The organism is Streptomyces radicis, assembly GCF_003626575.1.
In the GTDB taxonomy this organism is placed as follows: domain Bacteria; phylum Actinomycetota; class Actinomycetes; order Streptomycetales; family Streptomycetaceae; genus Streptomyces; species Streptomyces radicis.
This window is the reverse complement of record NZ_RBDY01000007.1, coordinates 36,286-50,401: the sequence shown is the minus strand read 5'-3', so window position 1 is coordinate 50,401 and position 14,116 is coordinate 36,286. Positions and strand designations below refer to the sequence as shown.

General features: G+C 73.6%; 11 protein-coding genes. 7 read left to right on the top strand and 4 right to left on the bottom strand.

Features of this window, described 5'->3' with window-relative positions; all coding sequences use genetic code 11:
- The first annotated feature begins 65 nt into the window (after positions 1-65).
- Both D7318_RS12270 and D7318_RS12265 read left to right on the top strand, forming a co-directional pair.
- Entirely contained in the window at positions 66-1,325 is a 1,260-nt protein-coding gene (locus D7318_RS12270; RefSeq protein WP_120696971.1) for a glucarate dehydratase family protein, read from the top strand.
- 45 nt (positions 1,326-1,370) lie between these two features.
- Positions 1,371-2,885 (top strand): sodium:solute symporter family protein, encoded by a 1,515-nt coding sequence (locus D7318_RS12265; protein ID WP_120696970.1) that lies wholly within the window; start codon positions 1,371-1,373, stop codon positions 2,883-2,885.
- Between the two features lie 69 nt (positions 2,886-2,954).
- Here D7318_RS12265 and D7318_RS12260 read toward each other — a convergent pair whose 3' ends face one another.
- A complete protein-coding gene (locus D7318_RS12260) occupies positions 2,955-4,046 on the bottom strand; it encodes a citrate synthase 2 (protein WP_120696969.1) in 1,092 nt (363 codons plus the stop codon).
- A gap of 249 nt (positions 4,047-4,295) precedes the next feature.
- Here D7318_RS12260 and pdxH point away from each other — a divergent pair, with 249 nt between their 5' ends.
- Positions 4,296-4,919, top strand: coding sequence for a pyridoxamine 5'-phosphate oxidase (gene pdxH, locus D7318_RS12255; RefSeq protein WP_120697133.1), 624 nt, complete (start codon positions 4,296-4,298; stop codon positions 4,917-4,919).
- 411 nt (positions 4,920-5,330) lie between these two features.
- Complete coding sequence (locus D7318_RS12250) at positions 5,331-6,737, top strand: PAS domain-containing protein (protein WP_183091387.1); 1,407 nt, start codon at positions 5,331-5,333, stop codon at positions 6,735-6,737.
- Positions 6,738-6,750: 13 nt separating this feature from the next.
- Here the strand turns inward: D7318_RS12250 and D7318_RS12245 are convergent, their stop codons facing one another.
- Complete coding sequence (locus D7318_RS12245) at positions 6,751-7,506, bottom strand: SIS domain-containing protein (protein WP_120696967.1); 756 nt, start codon at positions 7,504-7,506, stop codon at positions 6,751-6,753.
- Positions 7,507-7,795: 289 nt separating this feature from the next.
- On the opposite strand from D7318_RS12245, the gene D7318_RS12240 reads away from it, so the two are divergent.
- The 3 genes from D7318_RS12240 (at position 7,796) to D7318_RS12230 (ending at position 10,492) form a co-directional block, all read left to right on the top strand.
- Positions 7,796-8,491, top strand: a complete 696-nt coding sequence (locus tag D7318_RS12240; protein WP_120696966.1) for a metal-dependent transcriptional regulator — start codon at positions 7,796-7,798, stop codon at positions 8,489-8,491.
- Positions 8,492-8,714: 223 nt separating this feature from the next.
- Entirely contained in the window at positions 8,715-9,572 is an 858-nt protein-coding gene (locus tag D7318_RS12235; protein ID WP_120696965.1) for an alpha/beta fold hydrolase, read from the top strand.
- 95 nt (positions 9,573-9,667) lie between these two features.
- Positions 9,668-10,492, top strand: coding sequence for a hypothetical protein (locus D7318_RS12230; RefSeq protein ID WP_147437671.1), 825 nt, complete (start codon positions 9,668-9,670; stop codon positions 10,490-10,492).
- 1,213 nt (positions 10,493-11,705) lie between these two features.
- Here the strand turns inward: D7318_RS12230 and D7318_RS12225 are convergent.
- Positions 11,706-13,298, bottom strand: a complete 1,593-nt coding sequence (locus tag D7318_RS12225) for a transporter (protein ID WP_230423668.1) — start codon at positions 13,296-13,298, stop codon at positions 11,706-11,708.
- Complete coding sequence (locus tag D7318_RS12220; RefSeq protein WP_120697131.1) at positions 13,295-14,110, bottom strand: ABC transporter ATP-binding protein; 816 nt, start codon at positions 14,108-14,110, stop codon at positions 13,295-13,297. The genes D7318_RS12225 and D7318_RS12220 overlap by 4 nt, the downstream gene beginning before the upstream one ends.
- Between the last annotated feature and the right edge of the window lie 6 nt (positions 14,111-14,116).

Below are 14,116 nucleotides of genomic sequence, written 5' to 3'. Positions count from 1 at the left end.
CTCCTATCGTTGCGACGTCTGTTCATGAGACTGTCCCCAATTCAGATATGTGAATGGGCTGGGCTATGCGCATCCGTGAGATCCATCTGACCCCCGTGGCCTTCCGCGACCCGCCGCTGCTCAACGCCATGGGGGTGCACGAGCCATGGGCGCTGCGCACGGTGGTCGAGGTCGTCACCGACGAGGGCCTGTACGGCCTCGGGGAGACCTATGGGGACCTCTCCCACCTCGACCGACTCCGGGCCGCCGCCCCCGAGTTGATCGGCCTGCGCCCGCACGCCCTGCACGAGATCCACGCCCGCGTCGCCGCGTCCGTCGGCGGCGACGTGGTCACCGACCAGCACGGCCTCACCGGCGCGGGCTCCAACCAGAAGACGGTGGACGCCGTGTTCGCCGCGTTCGAGGTGGCCTGCCTCGACATCCAGGGCAAGGCCGCGGGCGTCCGCGTCGCCGACCTGCTCGGCGGCCCGGTGCGCGAGGCCGTCCCCTACAGCGCCTACCTCTTCTACAAGTGGGGCGCCCACCCCGGCGGCGAGCCCGACCGCTTCGGCGCCGCGCTCGACCCCGAGGGCGTCGTCGCCCAGGCCCGCCTGCTCATCGAGGAGTACGGCTTCGGCTCCATCAAGCTCAAGGGCGGCGTCCTGCCGCCCGACCAGGAGGCCGATGCGGTCGTCGCGCTGCGCGACGCGTTCCCCGGGCTGCCGCTGCGCATCGACCCGAACGCCGCCTGGACGCCCGCCACTTCGGTGCGGATCGGCAAGGCGCTCGAAGGGGTCCTCGAGTATCTGGAGGACCCCGCGCCCGAGATCGCGGGCATGGCCGAGGTCGCCGCCCGGGTCCCCATGCCGCTGGCCACCAACATGTGCGTCGTCACCCATGACCACCTGCCACCCGCCATCGCCCAGGGCGCGATCGGCGTGCTGCTGATCGACCACCACTACTGGGGCGGCCTGGTCCGCTCCAGCCAAGTGGCGGCGCTGTGCGACACGTTCGGGCTCGCCCTGTCCATGCACTCCAACTCCCACCTGGGCATCAGCCTCGCGGCGATGACCCACCTCGCCGCCGCCACCCCCGGGCTGCGCCACGCCTGCGACACCCACACCCCCTGGCAGGACGGGCAGGACGTGGTCGCCCCCGGCGCGCTCCGCTTCACCGAAGGCGCCGTCCCCCTGCCCGAAGGCCCGGGGCTCGGCATCGAGCTCGACAGGGACGCCCTCGCGGCGATGCACGAGCGGTATCTGGCCTGCGGCCTGACCCGGCGGGACGACACGGCGTACATGAAGCGGTTCGAGCCGGACTTCGTCCCCAAGCGCGCGCACTGGTGATCCCCGTTCGATCCCCGTAAACCCCCGCATCCCTTAGGAGCCGCGATGTCCGCGTTGGACTGGATCGTGGTCGCTGGCTACTTCCTCGTGGTGGTAGCCATCGGCTGGTGGTCGAAGAACCGAGTGCACACCATCGCCGACTTCTTCGTCGCGCGCGGGAAGATCCCGTGGTGGCTGTCGGGGATCTCGCACCACATGTCCGGCTACAGCGCGGTGATGTTCGTCGCCTTCGCGGCGGTGGCCTACAACGACGGCATCACCGTCTACTTCTGGTGGCCGCTGACCATCGGGCTCGGCGTCGGCGTGGGCGCGTTCGTGTGGGCCGCCCGCTGGAACAGACTGCGTGCCAAGCACGACGTCAAGTCCCCGCTCGAGTACCTGGCCCGCCGCTACAACCTGCCCACCCAGCAGGTCCTCGCCTACAGCGGCGCCGCGCTCAAGGTCGTGGACATCGCCGCCAAGTGGGTCGCGATATCCGTGCTGTTGCAGGGCTTCGCCGACATCCCCCTGGAGTGGGGCATCATCTTCACCGGCATCGCCACGATGGCCTACATGACGGTGGGCGGCCTGTGGGCCGATGTCCTCACCGACATGGGCCAGTTCGTCATCCAGGCGGTGGCCGGGATCGCGATGCTGATCGCCGTCATGGCCGAGCTGGGCGCGGACTTCCCGTTCACCATGTGGGGCGACCTGCCCGACGGGCGCGGCGACCCGGTGGCCGGCTCCGTGACCACATGGCTGATCATCGCGTTCCTCTTCGTCAAGACCTTCGAGTACAACGGCGGCATGTGGAACCTGGCGCAGCGCTACATGGCCTCGCCCTCGGGATCCGAGGCGCGCCGCTCGGCGCTGCTCTCCAGCGCGCTGTGGCTGGTGTGGCCGCTGGTCCTCTTCCTGCCGATGATCGCCGCGCCGCTCATCGTGCCGGGGCTCAGCAACGGCGAGGAGTCCTACATCGAGCTGTCCAAGGAGCTGCTGCCCGCGGGGCTCATCGGCCTGATGCTCGCGGGCTTCTTCTCCCACACGATGGCGATGGTGGCCTCCGACTCCAACGTCATCACCGCCGTCATCACGCGCGACATCGCGCCGGTGCTCGCCCCCGGGGTCAGGCGGCTGACCGAGCGCGCGCAGCTGACGTTCGCCCGCGTGACGACCGTCCTGTTCGTCAGCCTCAGCATGACGATCGCGATCGCGACCGGGGGCGAGGGCTTCGTCCTCGACACGGTGGTCGAGCTGGTCGCGGCGACGATGGGCCCGATCTCGATCCCGCTGATGCTGGGGCTGCTGCCGTGGTTCCGCAGGAACGGGCCGACCGCCGCCATCACGTCATGGGCGGGCGGCCTCGCGGTGTGGTACGTCGTGCGCTACATCGTGGACGACGCCACCCAGGCCGCCATCGTGGGCCTGCCGCTGCTGACGTCGCTCGTCCTCTACATCGGCATCGGCCTGGTGCGGCCCGAGAACACGGGCGAACGGGACGCGCTGATCGACTCGTTGAACACCGACCCCGAGCCCGGCGCCGCCCCCGACCCCGACCCCGACGGCCGCGTCGCCGCCTGAGCCGCCGTTCCCCCACAGGCCGACCCGTGCCCCCTCACCCGGGCCACGGGTCGGCCGCCCCGAGGCACCTCAGGCGCCGTGGCCCTTGATCGCGTGGGGGGTGCGCGGGGCCGGGCCCACATAGCGGGCCGAGGGGCGGATCAGGCGGCCCGTGCGCTTCTGCTCCAGGATGTGCGCCGACCAGCCCGCCGTCCTCGCACATGTGAACATCGCCGTGAACATGTCCGCCGGGACCTCGGCGAAGTCCAGCACGATCGCCGCCCAGAACTCCACGTTCGTCGCCAGCACCCGATCGGGGCGGCGCGCGCCCAGCTCGGCGAGCGCCGCGCGTTCCAGCGCCTCCGCCACCTCGAAGCGCGGCGCGCCCAGGTCGCGCGCCGTGCGCCGCAGCACCCGGGCGCGCGGGTCCTCGGCGCGGTAGACGCGGTGGCCGAAGCCCATCAGCCGCTCGCCCGCGTCCAGCTTGCGCCGCACATACCCCTCGGCGTCGCCCTCGCGCTCGATCTCCTCGATCATGCCGAGCACGCGCGAGGGCGCGCCCCCGTGCAGCGGCCCCGACATCGCGCCGACCGCCCCGGAGAGCGCGGCGGCGACGTCCGCGCCCGTGGAGGCGATCACGCGGGCGGTGAAGGTGGAGGCGTTCATCCCGTGCTCGGCCGCCGACGTCCAGTACGCGTCGAGCGCCGCGACATGCCGCGGGTCAGGATCGCCACGCCAGCGCCGCATGAACCGCTCGGTGATCGTGTCCGCCTTGTCGATCTCCCGCTGCGGCACCATCGGCTGCCCGGGCCCGCGCGCGGACTGGGCGACAAAGCTCAGCGCCATCACGGCGGCGCGCGCGAGGTCCTCGCGCGCCTGCTCGGCGTCGATGTCCAGGAGCGGGCGCAGGCCCCACACGGGCGAGAGCAGCGCGAGCGCCGACTGGACGTCCACCCGCACATCGCCCGAGTGCACCGGGATCGGGAACGGCTCGGCGGGCGGCAGCCCCGGTGTGAACGCCCCGTCCACCAGCAGCCCCCACACCCGCCCGAACGACACGTGCCCCACGAGGTCCTCGATGTCCACGCCGCGGTAGCGCAGCGCGCCGCCCTCGCGGTCGGGCTCGGCGATCTCCGTTTCGAAGGCGACGACTCCCTCGAGCCCCGGTACGACATCCGACATGGGCCGCTCCCTCCGTCTCCGGGGCATGTGTTCACACATGCGCCGAGGTGCGCGCGATCAGCGCGGTAAGTCTGGCGGTCACCTTAACGCTGGGTGTCCGGGAGCCGGGGAACGAGGGGCAAAACCCCGCTCGGTGCTTCTCGGTCGGCCGTATGTTGCAAGATATGGGCCGTGTCCCACGCCGAGAGCGCCCGCCGCGCAGACCGCCAGGAGCCGACCCCCGCCACGTCGTCGCTCGACCTCGCCGCGATGCGCGCCGCGTACCGCGACGCCGGGCTCGACGAGAAGGACCTGGCGGCCGACCCGTTCGAGCAGTTCGAGCACTGGTTCGCGCAGGCCAGGGAGAGCGGCCTGCACGAGCCCAACGCCATGGTGCTCGGCACGGTCGGGCCCGGTGGGCGGCCCAGCGCGCGCACGGTGCTGCTCAAGGGCTTCGACCGCGAGGGATTCGTCTTCTTCACCCACCACGGCTCCCGCAAGGGCCGCGAGATCGAGGGCAACGCCCATGTCTCGCTGCTGTTCCCCTGGCACCCCATCGCCCGGCAGGTGATCGTCACGGGCACGGCGGAGCGCACGGGGCGCGCGGAGACGGCGGCGTACTTCAGGACGAGACCGCATGGCTCGCAGCTCGGCGCGTGGGCGAGCGAGCAGTCGTCGCCCGTGGCCTCGCGGGCCGATCTCGACCGCGTCTACGAGGAGTTGGCCCGGCGCTACCCCGAGGGCGAGGACGTGCCCGCGCCGCCGCAGTGGGGCGGGTACCGGGTGGCGCCCGACACCGTGGAGTTCTGGCAGGGGCGGGAGAACCGGCTGCACGACCGGCTGCGGTATCTGCGCGAGGGCGGCGCGTGGACCGTCGAGCGGCTCGGCCCCTGAGAAGCCGCTGGTGAAGGCCGTGAGAAGGCCCTGACAAGCCCCGGAGAAGCAGCGATCCGCGAGCCTTGGTCCCCGCGGGACGCGCTGCGCCGGGCGGGGAGCCGGCCGGACGGCGCCGACGGCTCGCGGATCGGGTGACTGCTCGGGATTGGCCGGCGGTGCCGGCGCCACGTGTCGTGGGACAGCGACCGCTAGGCCGCAGTCACCTCACGCGTCCGGTTGTCATACATCTGCCGAACCACCTCCCTTCTCGTGTACCTCGCACGGTAGGCGAAGCCCCCGGGGCCCCACAACAGGATTTCGGTGCGGCAACGGAATTCGATGAAACCCTATGTGACCGAGGTCACTATGCAGTTGAATGGTTCGGCGCGCCTGCGACCGGCGCCCACTCTCCTGTGCAGGGGGTATCAGGTGACCATTCCTTCCGAGGCCCAGCCCGCGCCTCTCGTTTCCGCCGCGGACCTCTCGCCCGGCGTCTCCGACGAGCGTCTGCTCACCGCACTGCTCGACGGCTCGGACGCCGCCCTGTTCGCCATGGACACCGACGGCAGGGTGACCCACTGGAACCGCAACGCCGAGCGCCTCCTCGGCTGGACCCGGGAGCAGGCCGTCGGCCGCACGGGGCTCGGGGGCTGGGCCGTGCGGGACGCCGACGCCGCGGACGTCGGGACCCGGCTGCTCGCCGCGTTGACCGCGCCACCGGGCCCGCCGGGTGTCACACCCCGCACCGCGCACGAGTTCCCGCTGCTGCGCCGGGACGGCGGCCGGCTGCTGGTCCGCGCGCTGACCACCGCGATCCGCGGCGCCGACGGCAGGCCGTCCGGCGTGTACGTGGCGTTCGGCGAGGTGCACGCGCAGCTCGCCCTCGAGCGCGGCCTCGCGTTGAGCGACGCCCTGCTCGGCGACTCGACCTGGGCGGTGCTGGTCGCCGACGCCGATCTGCGCACCGTCGCCGCGAACGAGCGGGCCGCCCGCGCGATGGGCCTCACGCCCGTCGACATGCTCGGCGAGCCGCTCGCGGAGTTCTGCGGTGAGGGCCTGGACGAGCTCGAGTGCGCCCTGGAGCGCACGCTCGCGGGCCAGCCGCCCGAGGAGCCGATCGAGCTGTGGGTGACCCCGCTCGACGAAGGGCTCGGCGATGACAGGTTCGGCGCCCCCGCCACCCCGCCGGGCGCCCAGCGCCGCTGCCTGCTCAGCGGCTTCCTCAGACTCGGCTCGCCCACCGCGCACGGCGCCGCGCCGCTCGGCGTCGCCTGGGTCTTCCAGGACATCACCCGCTCCCGGCGCGCGGCGCAGGAGAGCGCGCGGCGCGCGTTCCGCGACAGCCAGCTCAGCCGGGCCACGCGGGCCGCCGCCGAGTGCGACGACCCGGTCGAGGCGGCCCAGCTCCATCTGCACTACGCGCTCGCGGGGTTCTCCGAGCACGCGCTGCTCGACGTCGTCGGGGACGCGGCGGCGCTCATCCGGCTCGCCGAGAGCCCCGGCGCGTTCCACGAGGTCTCCACGCCGGCGCACGGGGTGACCGTCCGCTATGCCCAGGGCCACCCCGCGCTCCAGGCGCTCGAACGGGGCGTGACCGTGCGCGCCACCGGCGGCGCCGCCCGCTCGGTCTTGGCCACCGAGCACCGCTGGCCCGATGAGGCGGAGCACGCGCTGTGCGTCGTGCTGCGCAGCAGGGGCCGGAGCCTCGGCGTGGTCACCTTCCTGCGCGGCGCGGGGCGCCGCGCGTTCGACAGGGCGGACGCCGCCTACGGCGAGGACGTCGCGCTGCGGGTGGCAGCCGCGCTCGACCTCGGCGGGGTGGCGGGTGACCGCTGAGGGGCGGCCGGGGTCAGCGGCGCCACAGGATCTTGTCGGCGTGCTCGGCGAAGACCCGCTCGTTCCACTCGCGCCCGCCGTCCACGTTGGCGGAGCGCAGCAGCGGCGGCTCGGAGCCGGTGCCTGCCAGGCGCCCCGCGGCCTCGGCGACGACGGCCTGGAGCAGCGCGCAGGTCACCACCGTCGAGGCCGGGGCGAACGGCGCGCCGATGCCCTCGCTGGTCAGCGTCGCGTCGCCGACCGGGATGCCGCTGTCGATGACGAGGTCGCAGTGGTCCTTGAGGAACGTGCCGGAGGGGTGCCGGGAGGCGGTCTCGGCCGTGTACGCGACCGAGGTCACGCCGATGACCGTGAGGCCGCGCTCCCTGGCGTGCTGGGCCATCTCCACCGGCAGGACGTTGCGGCCGGACAGGGAGATCACGATCAGCAGGTCCCCGGCGCGGGCCGGGCTGGAGTCGAGGGCGGCGGAGGCAAGGCCGCCGACGTGCTCGAGGGCGCTGCCGAGGGTCGAGGGGGAGACGTCGACGCCGGTGGTGCCTGGCACGGTCAGCAGGTTGACCAACGCCAGGCCGCCCGCCCGGTAGACGAGGTCCTGGGCCGGGAGGGCGGAGTGGCCCGCGCCGTAGGCGAAGAGGGTGCCGCCGCCGGTGACGGTGTCGGCGATGAGGCCCGCGGCCTTGGCGATCTGCGGGGCCTGGGTCTCCCCGGCGCGGCGCAGCAGCCCCGCGGCGGCGGCGAAGAACTGGTCGGCGAGCGTGCTGTCGCTCATGAGTGGCGCGTCCCCTTGCTGGCCTGGGCCATGGCGGTGGCCATGACGATGGGTGTGGCGATGGGTGTGGCGATGGGTGTGGCGATGGGTGTGGCGGTGGGTGTGGCGGTGGCGTCCGGTGTGGCGGTCGCTGTGACGGTGCGGTCGCGTTCGGGCAGGCCCCACCGTAAAGGTCTGGACCACTGCCGTGTCAATATGCGCGCGTTCGGTTACCCGTGCCGGGGACGGTTGTCACTGCCATGCGCCAGAATTGGTGTGGGGCCACCGCACAAGACATCTAGGGGCATCTATGTCCGGACTGATCGACACGACCGAGATGTATCTGCGCACCATCCTCGAGTTGGAGGAGGAGGGCGTGGTCCCGATGCGCGCCCGCATCGCCGAGCGACTGGAGCAGAGCGGGCCCACGGTGAGCCAGACCGTCGCGAGGATGGAGCGCGACGGCCTCCTGACCATCGCGGGGGACCGGCATCTCGAGCTGACCGACGAGGGGCGGCGGCTGGCCCAGCGGGTGATGCGCAAGCACCGCCTCGCCGAGTGCCTGCTGGTCGACGTGATCGGCCTGGAGTGGGAGCAGGTGCACGCGGAGGCGTGCCGCTGGGAGCACGTGATGAGCGACGCGGTCGAGCGCCGCGTCCTCGAATTGCTGAACCACCCGACGGAGTCGCCCTACGGGAACCCCATCCCCGGCCTCGCGGAGCTCGGCGAGGAGGGCGCCGACCCCGACCCGTTCCTGGGCGAGGGCATGGTGGCGCTGTCCGACCTCGACGCCGAGGGCGGCAAGACGGTCATCGTCCGCCGCATCGGCGAGCCGATCCAGGTGGACGCGGCGGTCATGCACACGCTGCGGCGCGCGGGGGTGCAGCCCGGCGCCTCGGTGAGCGTGACGGCGGGGGCGGGGGGCGGCGTGCAGGTCGGCAGCGGCGGGGAGGCGGCGGAGCTGGCGCAGTCGGTCGCGATGCACGTCTTCGTGGCGAAGGGCTGATCGCGAAGGGGACCTGAAGGGGGAGGCGGCGGCGACCCGGGGGCGCCGCGGCCGTGGCAGGTCGTGCTCGCGCGCCGTCGACCGGGTGCGCGCGGGGCGATCGTCATCCATGCGGGGATCGGTGCGGCTCAGCGCTCGGTGTTCGAATATATTTTCGATATCGTGGCCTCGGCGAATCGTGCGGGACGTCGGTGACGAGGCCGAGGGAAGGGGGAAGGCTCGGATGGTGCGGCGCCTCGACGTGGTCGGGCAGGGCGGAGTGCGGCTCGCGGCCTGGGAGTTCGGCGAGCCGCCCAAGGAGGAGCGGTCGGCGCGGCCCGCCGTGCTGATGCTGCACGGGCTGCTCGGCAGGGCGTCGCACTGGGCCGACACGGCCCGCTGGCTCTCGGCCGACCACCGCGCGGTCGCGCTCGACCAGCGCGGGCACGGGCGCAGCGAGAAGCCGGTGGGCGGCCCGTTCGACCGGGAGGCCTTCGTCGCGGACGCCGAGGCGGCCGTCGTCCAACTCGGCCTCGGGCCCGTCGCGTTGATCGGCCACGCCATGGGCGCGCTGACCGCGTGGCAGCTGGCCGCGCGCCGCCCCGACCTGGTGAGCTCCGTGGTGATCTGCGACATGCGGGCCGCGGCGCTCGGTACCAGGTCGCAACGCGAGTGGCGGGCGTGGTTCGACTCGTGGCCGCTGCCGTTCGCGACGCTGGCCGACGCCCGCCGCTGGTTCGGCGAGGAGGACCCCACGCTCGACCGGCCCCGCCCGGCGCGCGGCGACTTCTTCGCCGAGGTGATGACCGAGCGCGCCGACGGCTGGCGCCCCGGCTTCTCACGCCGCCAGATGCTCGCCGCCCGCGAGGGCTGGGTCCGCGACGCGCACTGGGACGAGCTGGCGCTCGTCGAGTGCCCCGCGCTGGTGATCCGGGGCCTGGGTGGGGAGTTGGGCCGCGCCGAGGCCCAGGAGATGGTGCGGGTCCTGCCCCGCGGCCGGTACGCCGACATCCCGGACGCGGGCCACCTCGTCCACCTCGAACGGCCCGATGAGTGGCGGGAGATCGTCGGGGCGTTCCTGCGGGAGACGGTCACGGTGTGACAGACCTGGGACGGACTCGTTCACCCGAGCACATCAGGAGATGTGATGATGTGAGCGACAACAACGGGGGCTCGAGGGGATTCACAATGGCACGAATGACCAACGCACGCCGCGGTGCCTGGATAGGCGCGGCGATGGCGGGGCTGCTCGCGCTCAGCGCGTGTGGTGACAGCGACGGGGATTCGCCGTTCGAGAACGGCGAGCAGAGCGGCGAGGAGAGCGGCGGCTCAGGCGAGGAGACCGGCGGCGAGGGCGAGGAGGGCGGCGGCGAGTCGATCGCCGACCTGCCCGCCGACCAGATCATGGAGCAGGCCCAGGAGGCCCTGCTCGCCGCGGAGTCGCTGCGCATGACGACCGAGGGTGGCCCCGGCACCGACGGGGTCGGCATGGACCTGCACCTCGACAAGGAGGGCAGCTGCGAGGGCTGGGTCAGCATGGAGGGCCAGGGCTCGGTCGAGATCCTGATGCGCGCCGACCAGATCTGGATGAAGCCGGACCAGACGTTCTGGAGCACCATGGGCGCCTCCGACCCGGCGCTCGTCAGCCTGGTCGACGGGAACTGGCTGTACGGCACCACCGACGACCCGGAGTTGGCGTCGACGGCGAGCGCGTGCGCGCTGGGCGACCTGTTCGCGGGCTCGGGCTCGGGCGGCACCGACACGGCGACGATCGGCGAGGAGACCACGCACAACGGCACGCCCGTCATCGAGATCCACGACACGGACGAGACGGGCGCCGAGATGACGATGCTGATCGCCACGGAGGGCGAGCCGTACCCGCTGCTGATGACGACGAACGAGGGCGGCGGCACGACGGAGCTCGAGATCTCGGACTTCAACGTCCCGGTCTCCTTCGACGAGCCCGCGGCTGACGTCGTCCTGAACATCGAGGACTTCCGCTCGGGCAACATCACGGCGTAAGCGGCCCTGGGCGGGCGGCCCCACGCCGGAGGGTGGCCTGTGTTGTGGGTTGGTGTCTCGGCTGACGGGTTCGGTTGCGGTACTGATGGCCCGGCACGTTGCCCTGGGCGGGCGGCCCAACGCCGGAGGGTGGCCTGTGTTGTGGGTTGGCGTCTCGGCTGACGGGTTCGGTTGCGGTACTGATGGCCCGGCACGGTGTGCCGGGCCACGGTCTTGATGCGGTCGTCTTTCGCCCGCTGACGCGAGGGCCCTGCGGGCGGGCGACCAACGGCGCGGGTCGGCGGACCCCGACCCCCGGCGTCCTCGCGCCGTGCGGTGGAGCGTGCCGGGTCGCCTGGCGGCTTGCGGTCGTCCCGCGGGCCGGGGGACACCGGCCTCTGGTGTCCCTGCGCAACGGGTGGGCGCGGTCGCGGCGGCCGTTCGCTGGTGCGACCCCGGCACGGTGCGCCGGGTTGCCGCGTCACCGGCGCGAAGCGCCGCCCTTCCTCGGCAGCGGCAGGTTGTTCCACCCGGTGCGGAGCGCGCGCGTCGCGTACCGCGCGGAGCGCTGTCGTTGACCTGGCGCCGAACGTCGTGGCCCCGCAGTCGCAGGCTGGCTCTCGGCGCGGAGCGCTGCCGTGGGCCGCTTCCCCGGCGCGAAGCGCCATCGCGCCCCCCGCGCGGAGGGCGGAGACCCCGCAGCCGCGGGCTGCCTTGTCGGTGTGGAGCGTCGATCGTCCCCCGCAGCAGCGGGCTGTTTCGCCCGGCGCGGAAGCGTCAGCGCGTGCCCCGGCGGCTGCGTGGCCGCAGGCCGTCTGCGCGATGCGCCATCGCCTACCCCGGCGCGGAGCGCCGTAGTGCCGCAGCCGCGGGCTGCCTTGTCGGCGTGGAGCGTCGACCGTCCCTCGCAGCCGCTGGCTGCTTCGCCCGGTGCGTCAGCGCGTACCCCGGCGCGGAGCGCTGTGGCTGCGTGGCCGCAGGCCACCCCGCGCGGAGCGCCGTAGTGCCGCAGTCGCAGGCTGGTTCTCGGCGCGGAAGCGGCAGCGCGTGCCCCGGCGCGGAGCGCCGTAGTGCCGCAGCCGCGGGCTGGGTCTCGGCGTGGAGCGTCGACCGTCCCTCGCAGCCGCTGGCTGCTTCGCCCGGTGCGTCAGCGCGTGCCCCGGCGCGGAGCGCCGTAGCGCCCCAGCCGCAGGCTGGTTTCTCGGCGCGGAGCGCCGCGGGTGAGCGCCGCAGGCTACTTGCTCAGGGCCCCCACCATCTCCGGGAGGCGCCCCGCCGTCATGGGGGCCGCGACGCGCAGGCCGAGCCAGGCCACGAGCAGGCCGTACGCCGCGCCCAGGGGGAGCGCCGTCCAGGTCAGCGCCTCGGCCGACGCGTTCAGCCACACCACCAGCGCGATCACCGGCGCGGACAGCAGGCCGCCCGCCACCGTGCCGCCGAGGATGCCGAACCACGCCTGGCCCGTCTGGCCGGGGGCGACGTTCTTCATCGCGCCCTCCTGCGGGACCGAGTACGGCAGCCGCGCGCTGGTCACCGCCCCCACGCCGAGCAGCGCGCCCAGCACCGTGAGCGCGAGGCCCAACGCGCCGGGCAGCGCGCCCCAGTCGTCGAACACCGCCGCGGAGACGACCACCACGGCGCACGTGTAGGGGACGCCGATCAGCGCGATCACCAGCGTTCGCCCGCGCAGCTCGATCAGCGCGTCGCGCGGCGAGCTGATCGTCAGCGCGACCAGCCAGAAGCCGCCCGCGTCGCCGCCGAACTGGTTGTAGGCCAGGATCCCCAGCAGCCCGGAGACCCAACAGGCGTTGTACAGGCTGGCGTTGCCCTGCGCCGCGAACAGCACCGGCAGCATCAGGCCCATCCCCAGCGAGGTCACCCAGCCCATCTTCGACTTGGGGTCACGCCACGCGTACCGCAGCGTGCGCGCCATCACCGTGCCCGTGCGCCCCCGCGGCAGCCACGCCAGGTCCCTCGCCCGGCGCCCGCCGTCATCGGGCGGCGTCCGGAGCGTCGACGCGTCGGGCGCGGTCATCAGGCGCGTCAACGCCCTGCCCCACCACACCAGGAGCAGCCCCCACGCGGCCAGCGTCCCGGCCAGGGCGAGCGCCGCCGTGCCCCACGCGCCCTCGCCCGCCGCCCGCGCCGCCTCGATCGCGGTCGCGGGCGGCACCCAGCGCACCACGTCGGCGACCGTCGCGACCACGCCGAAGTCGCCGTTCTCGTCGCCCGCGAGCTCGGAGAAGCCGAGGTTGATCCCCTGGAGGCCGAACGCCACCACGAGCCCGCTGAGGATCGCCAGGTCGCGGCCCCTGCGGCTGTTCAGCAGGCGGGCGTTCGCCGTGGCGAGCGCGCGGGCCAGCGTCGTGCACACCAGCAGCGCGAGCGCCACGGCCACCACCGCGACCACGATCCCGGCGCCGCCCCCGGCCACGGCCGCCACCGCGCCCGCCACAAGCAGCAGCGTGAACAGCGGCCCAGGACCCACGAGCGACGCCGCCAGCTGCGCCACCAGCAGCGCCCCGGGCCGCAGCGGCAGCATCGCGAGCCGCCCCGGGTCGAGCGTCTCGTCGGCGCCGCCCACGAACAGCGGCATGAACGCCCAGCCGAGCGCGAGCAGCGCGACCAGCAGGACGGCCACGTCGGCGGCGTTCCCGTGCCCCCGCAGCGCCACCAGGCCGAGCAGCCCGAGCACCCCGAACAGCGCGACCACGGCCATCGTCCCGACGAACGCGGCCGAGCGCCCGGTCGACTGCCGCACGCCGTTGCGCACGAGCGCCAGCTTCAGCCGGACGAACGTGACGACCAGCGCGCGCCCTTCGATCACGCGGTGCCGCCGAGCCACTCGAGGCGCGGCCCCGCGGGGTTGCCCTGGGCGCCGACGAGCCGGAGGAACGCCTCCTGCAACGACTCCGCGCCCCCGCGCACCTCCGCGAGCGGGCCGTGCGCGCGGACGCGCCCCGCGGCCATGACCGCGACCCAGTCGCACAGCGACTCCACCAGCTCCATCACATGGCTCGAGAACACCACGGTCGCCCCCGACGCGGTGTACCGCTCGAGCACGCCCCTGATCGTCTGCGCCGACACCGGGTCGACGCCCTCGAACGGCTCGTCGAGGAACAGCACTTCGGGGTTGTGCAGCAGCGCCGTGGCCAGGCCGGTCTTCTTCCGCATGCCCGTCGAGTAGTCGATCACCAGCTTGTGCTGCGCCGCCGACAGGTCGAGCACGTCGAGCAGCTCGTCGGCGCGGCGCTCCACCTCGGCCACGGGCAGCCCGCGCAGCCTGCCCATGAACGTCAGCAACTCCCGCCCCGAGAGCCGCTCGAAGAGCCGCAGCCCCTCGGGCAGCACGCCGATCCGCGACTTCACGTCCGCCGGGTCGCGCCACACGTCCCGGCCGACCACCTCCACCGTGCCCTCGTCGGGCCGCAGCAGCCCGGTGATCATCGACAACGTCGTCGTCTTGCCCGCGCCGTTGGGCCCCACCAGGCCGACGAAGCGCCCCGCGGGCAGGTCGAGGTCGACGCCGTGCACGGCGATCTGCTCGCCGAATCGCTTCCACAGCCCCCGCACCCGGACGGCGGCGGCGCCGGGAGGCGTGGCGGGCGCCGCCGCCGACCCGCCCCCCGCGGTGTCCATGTCGTC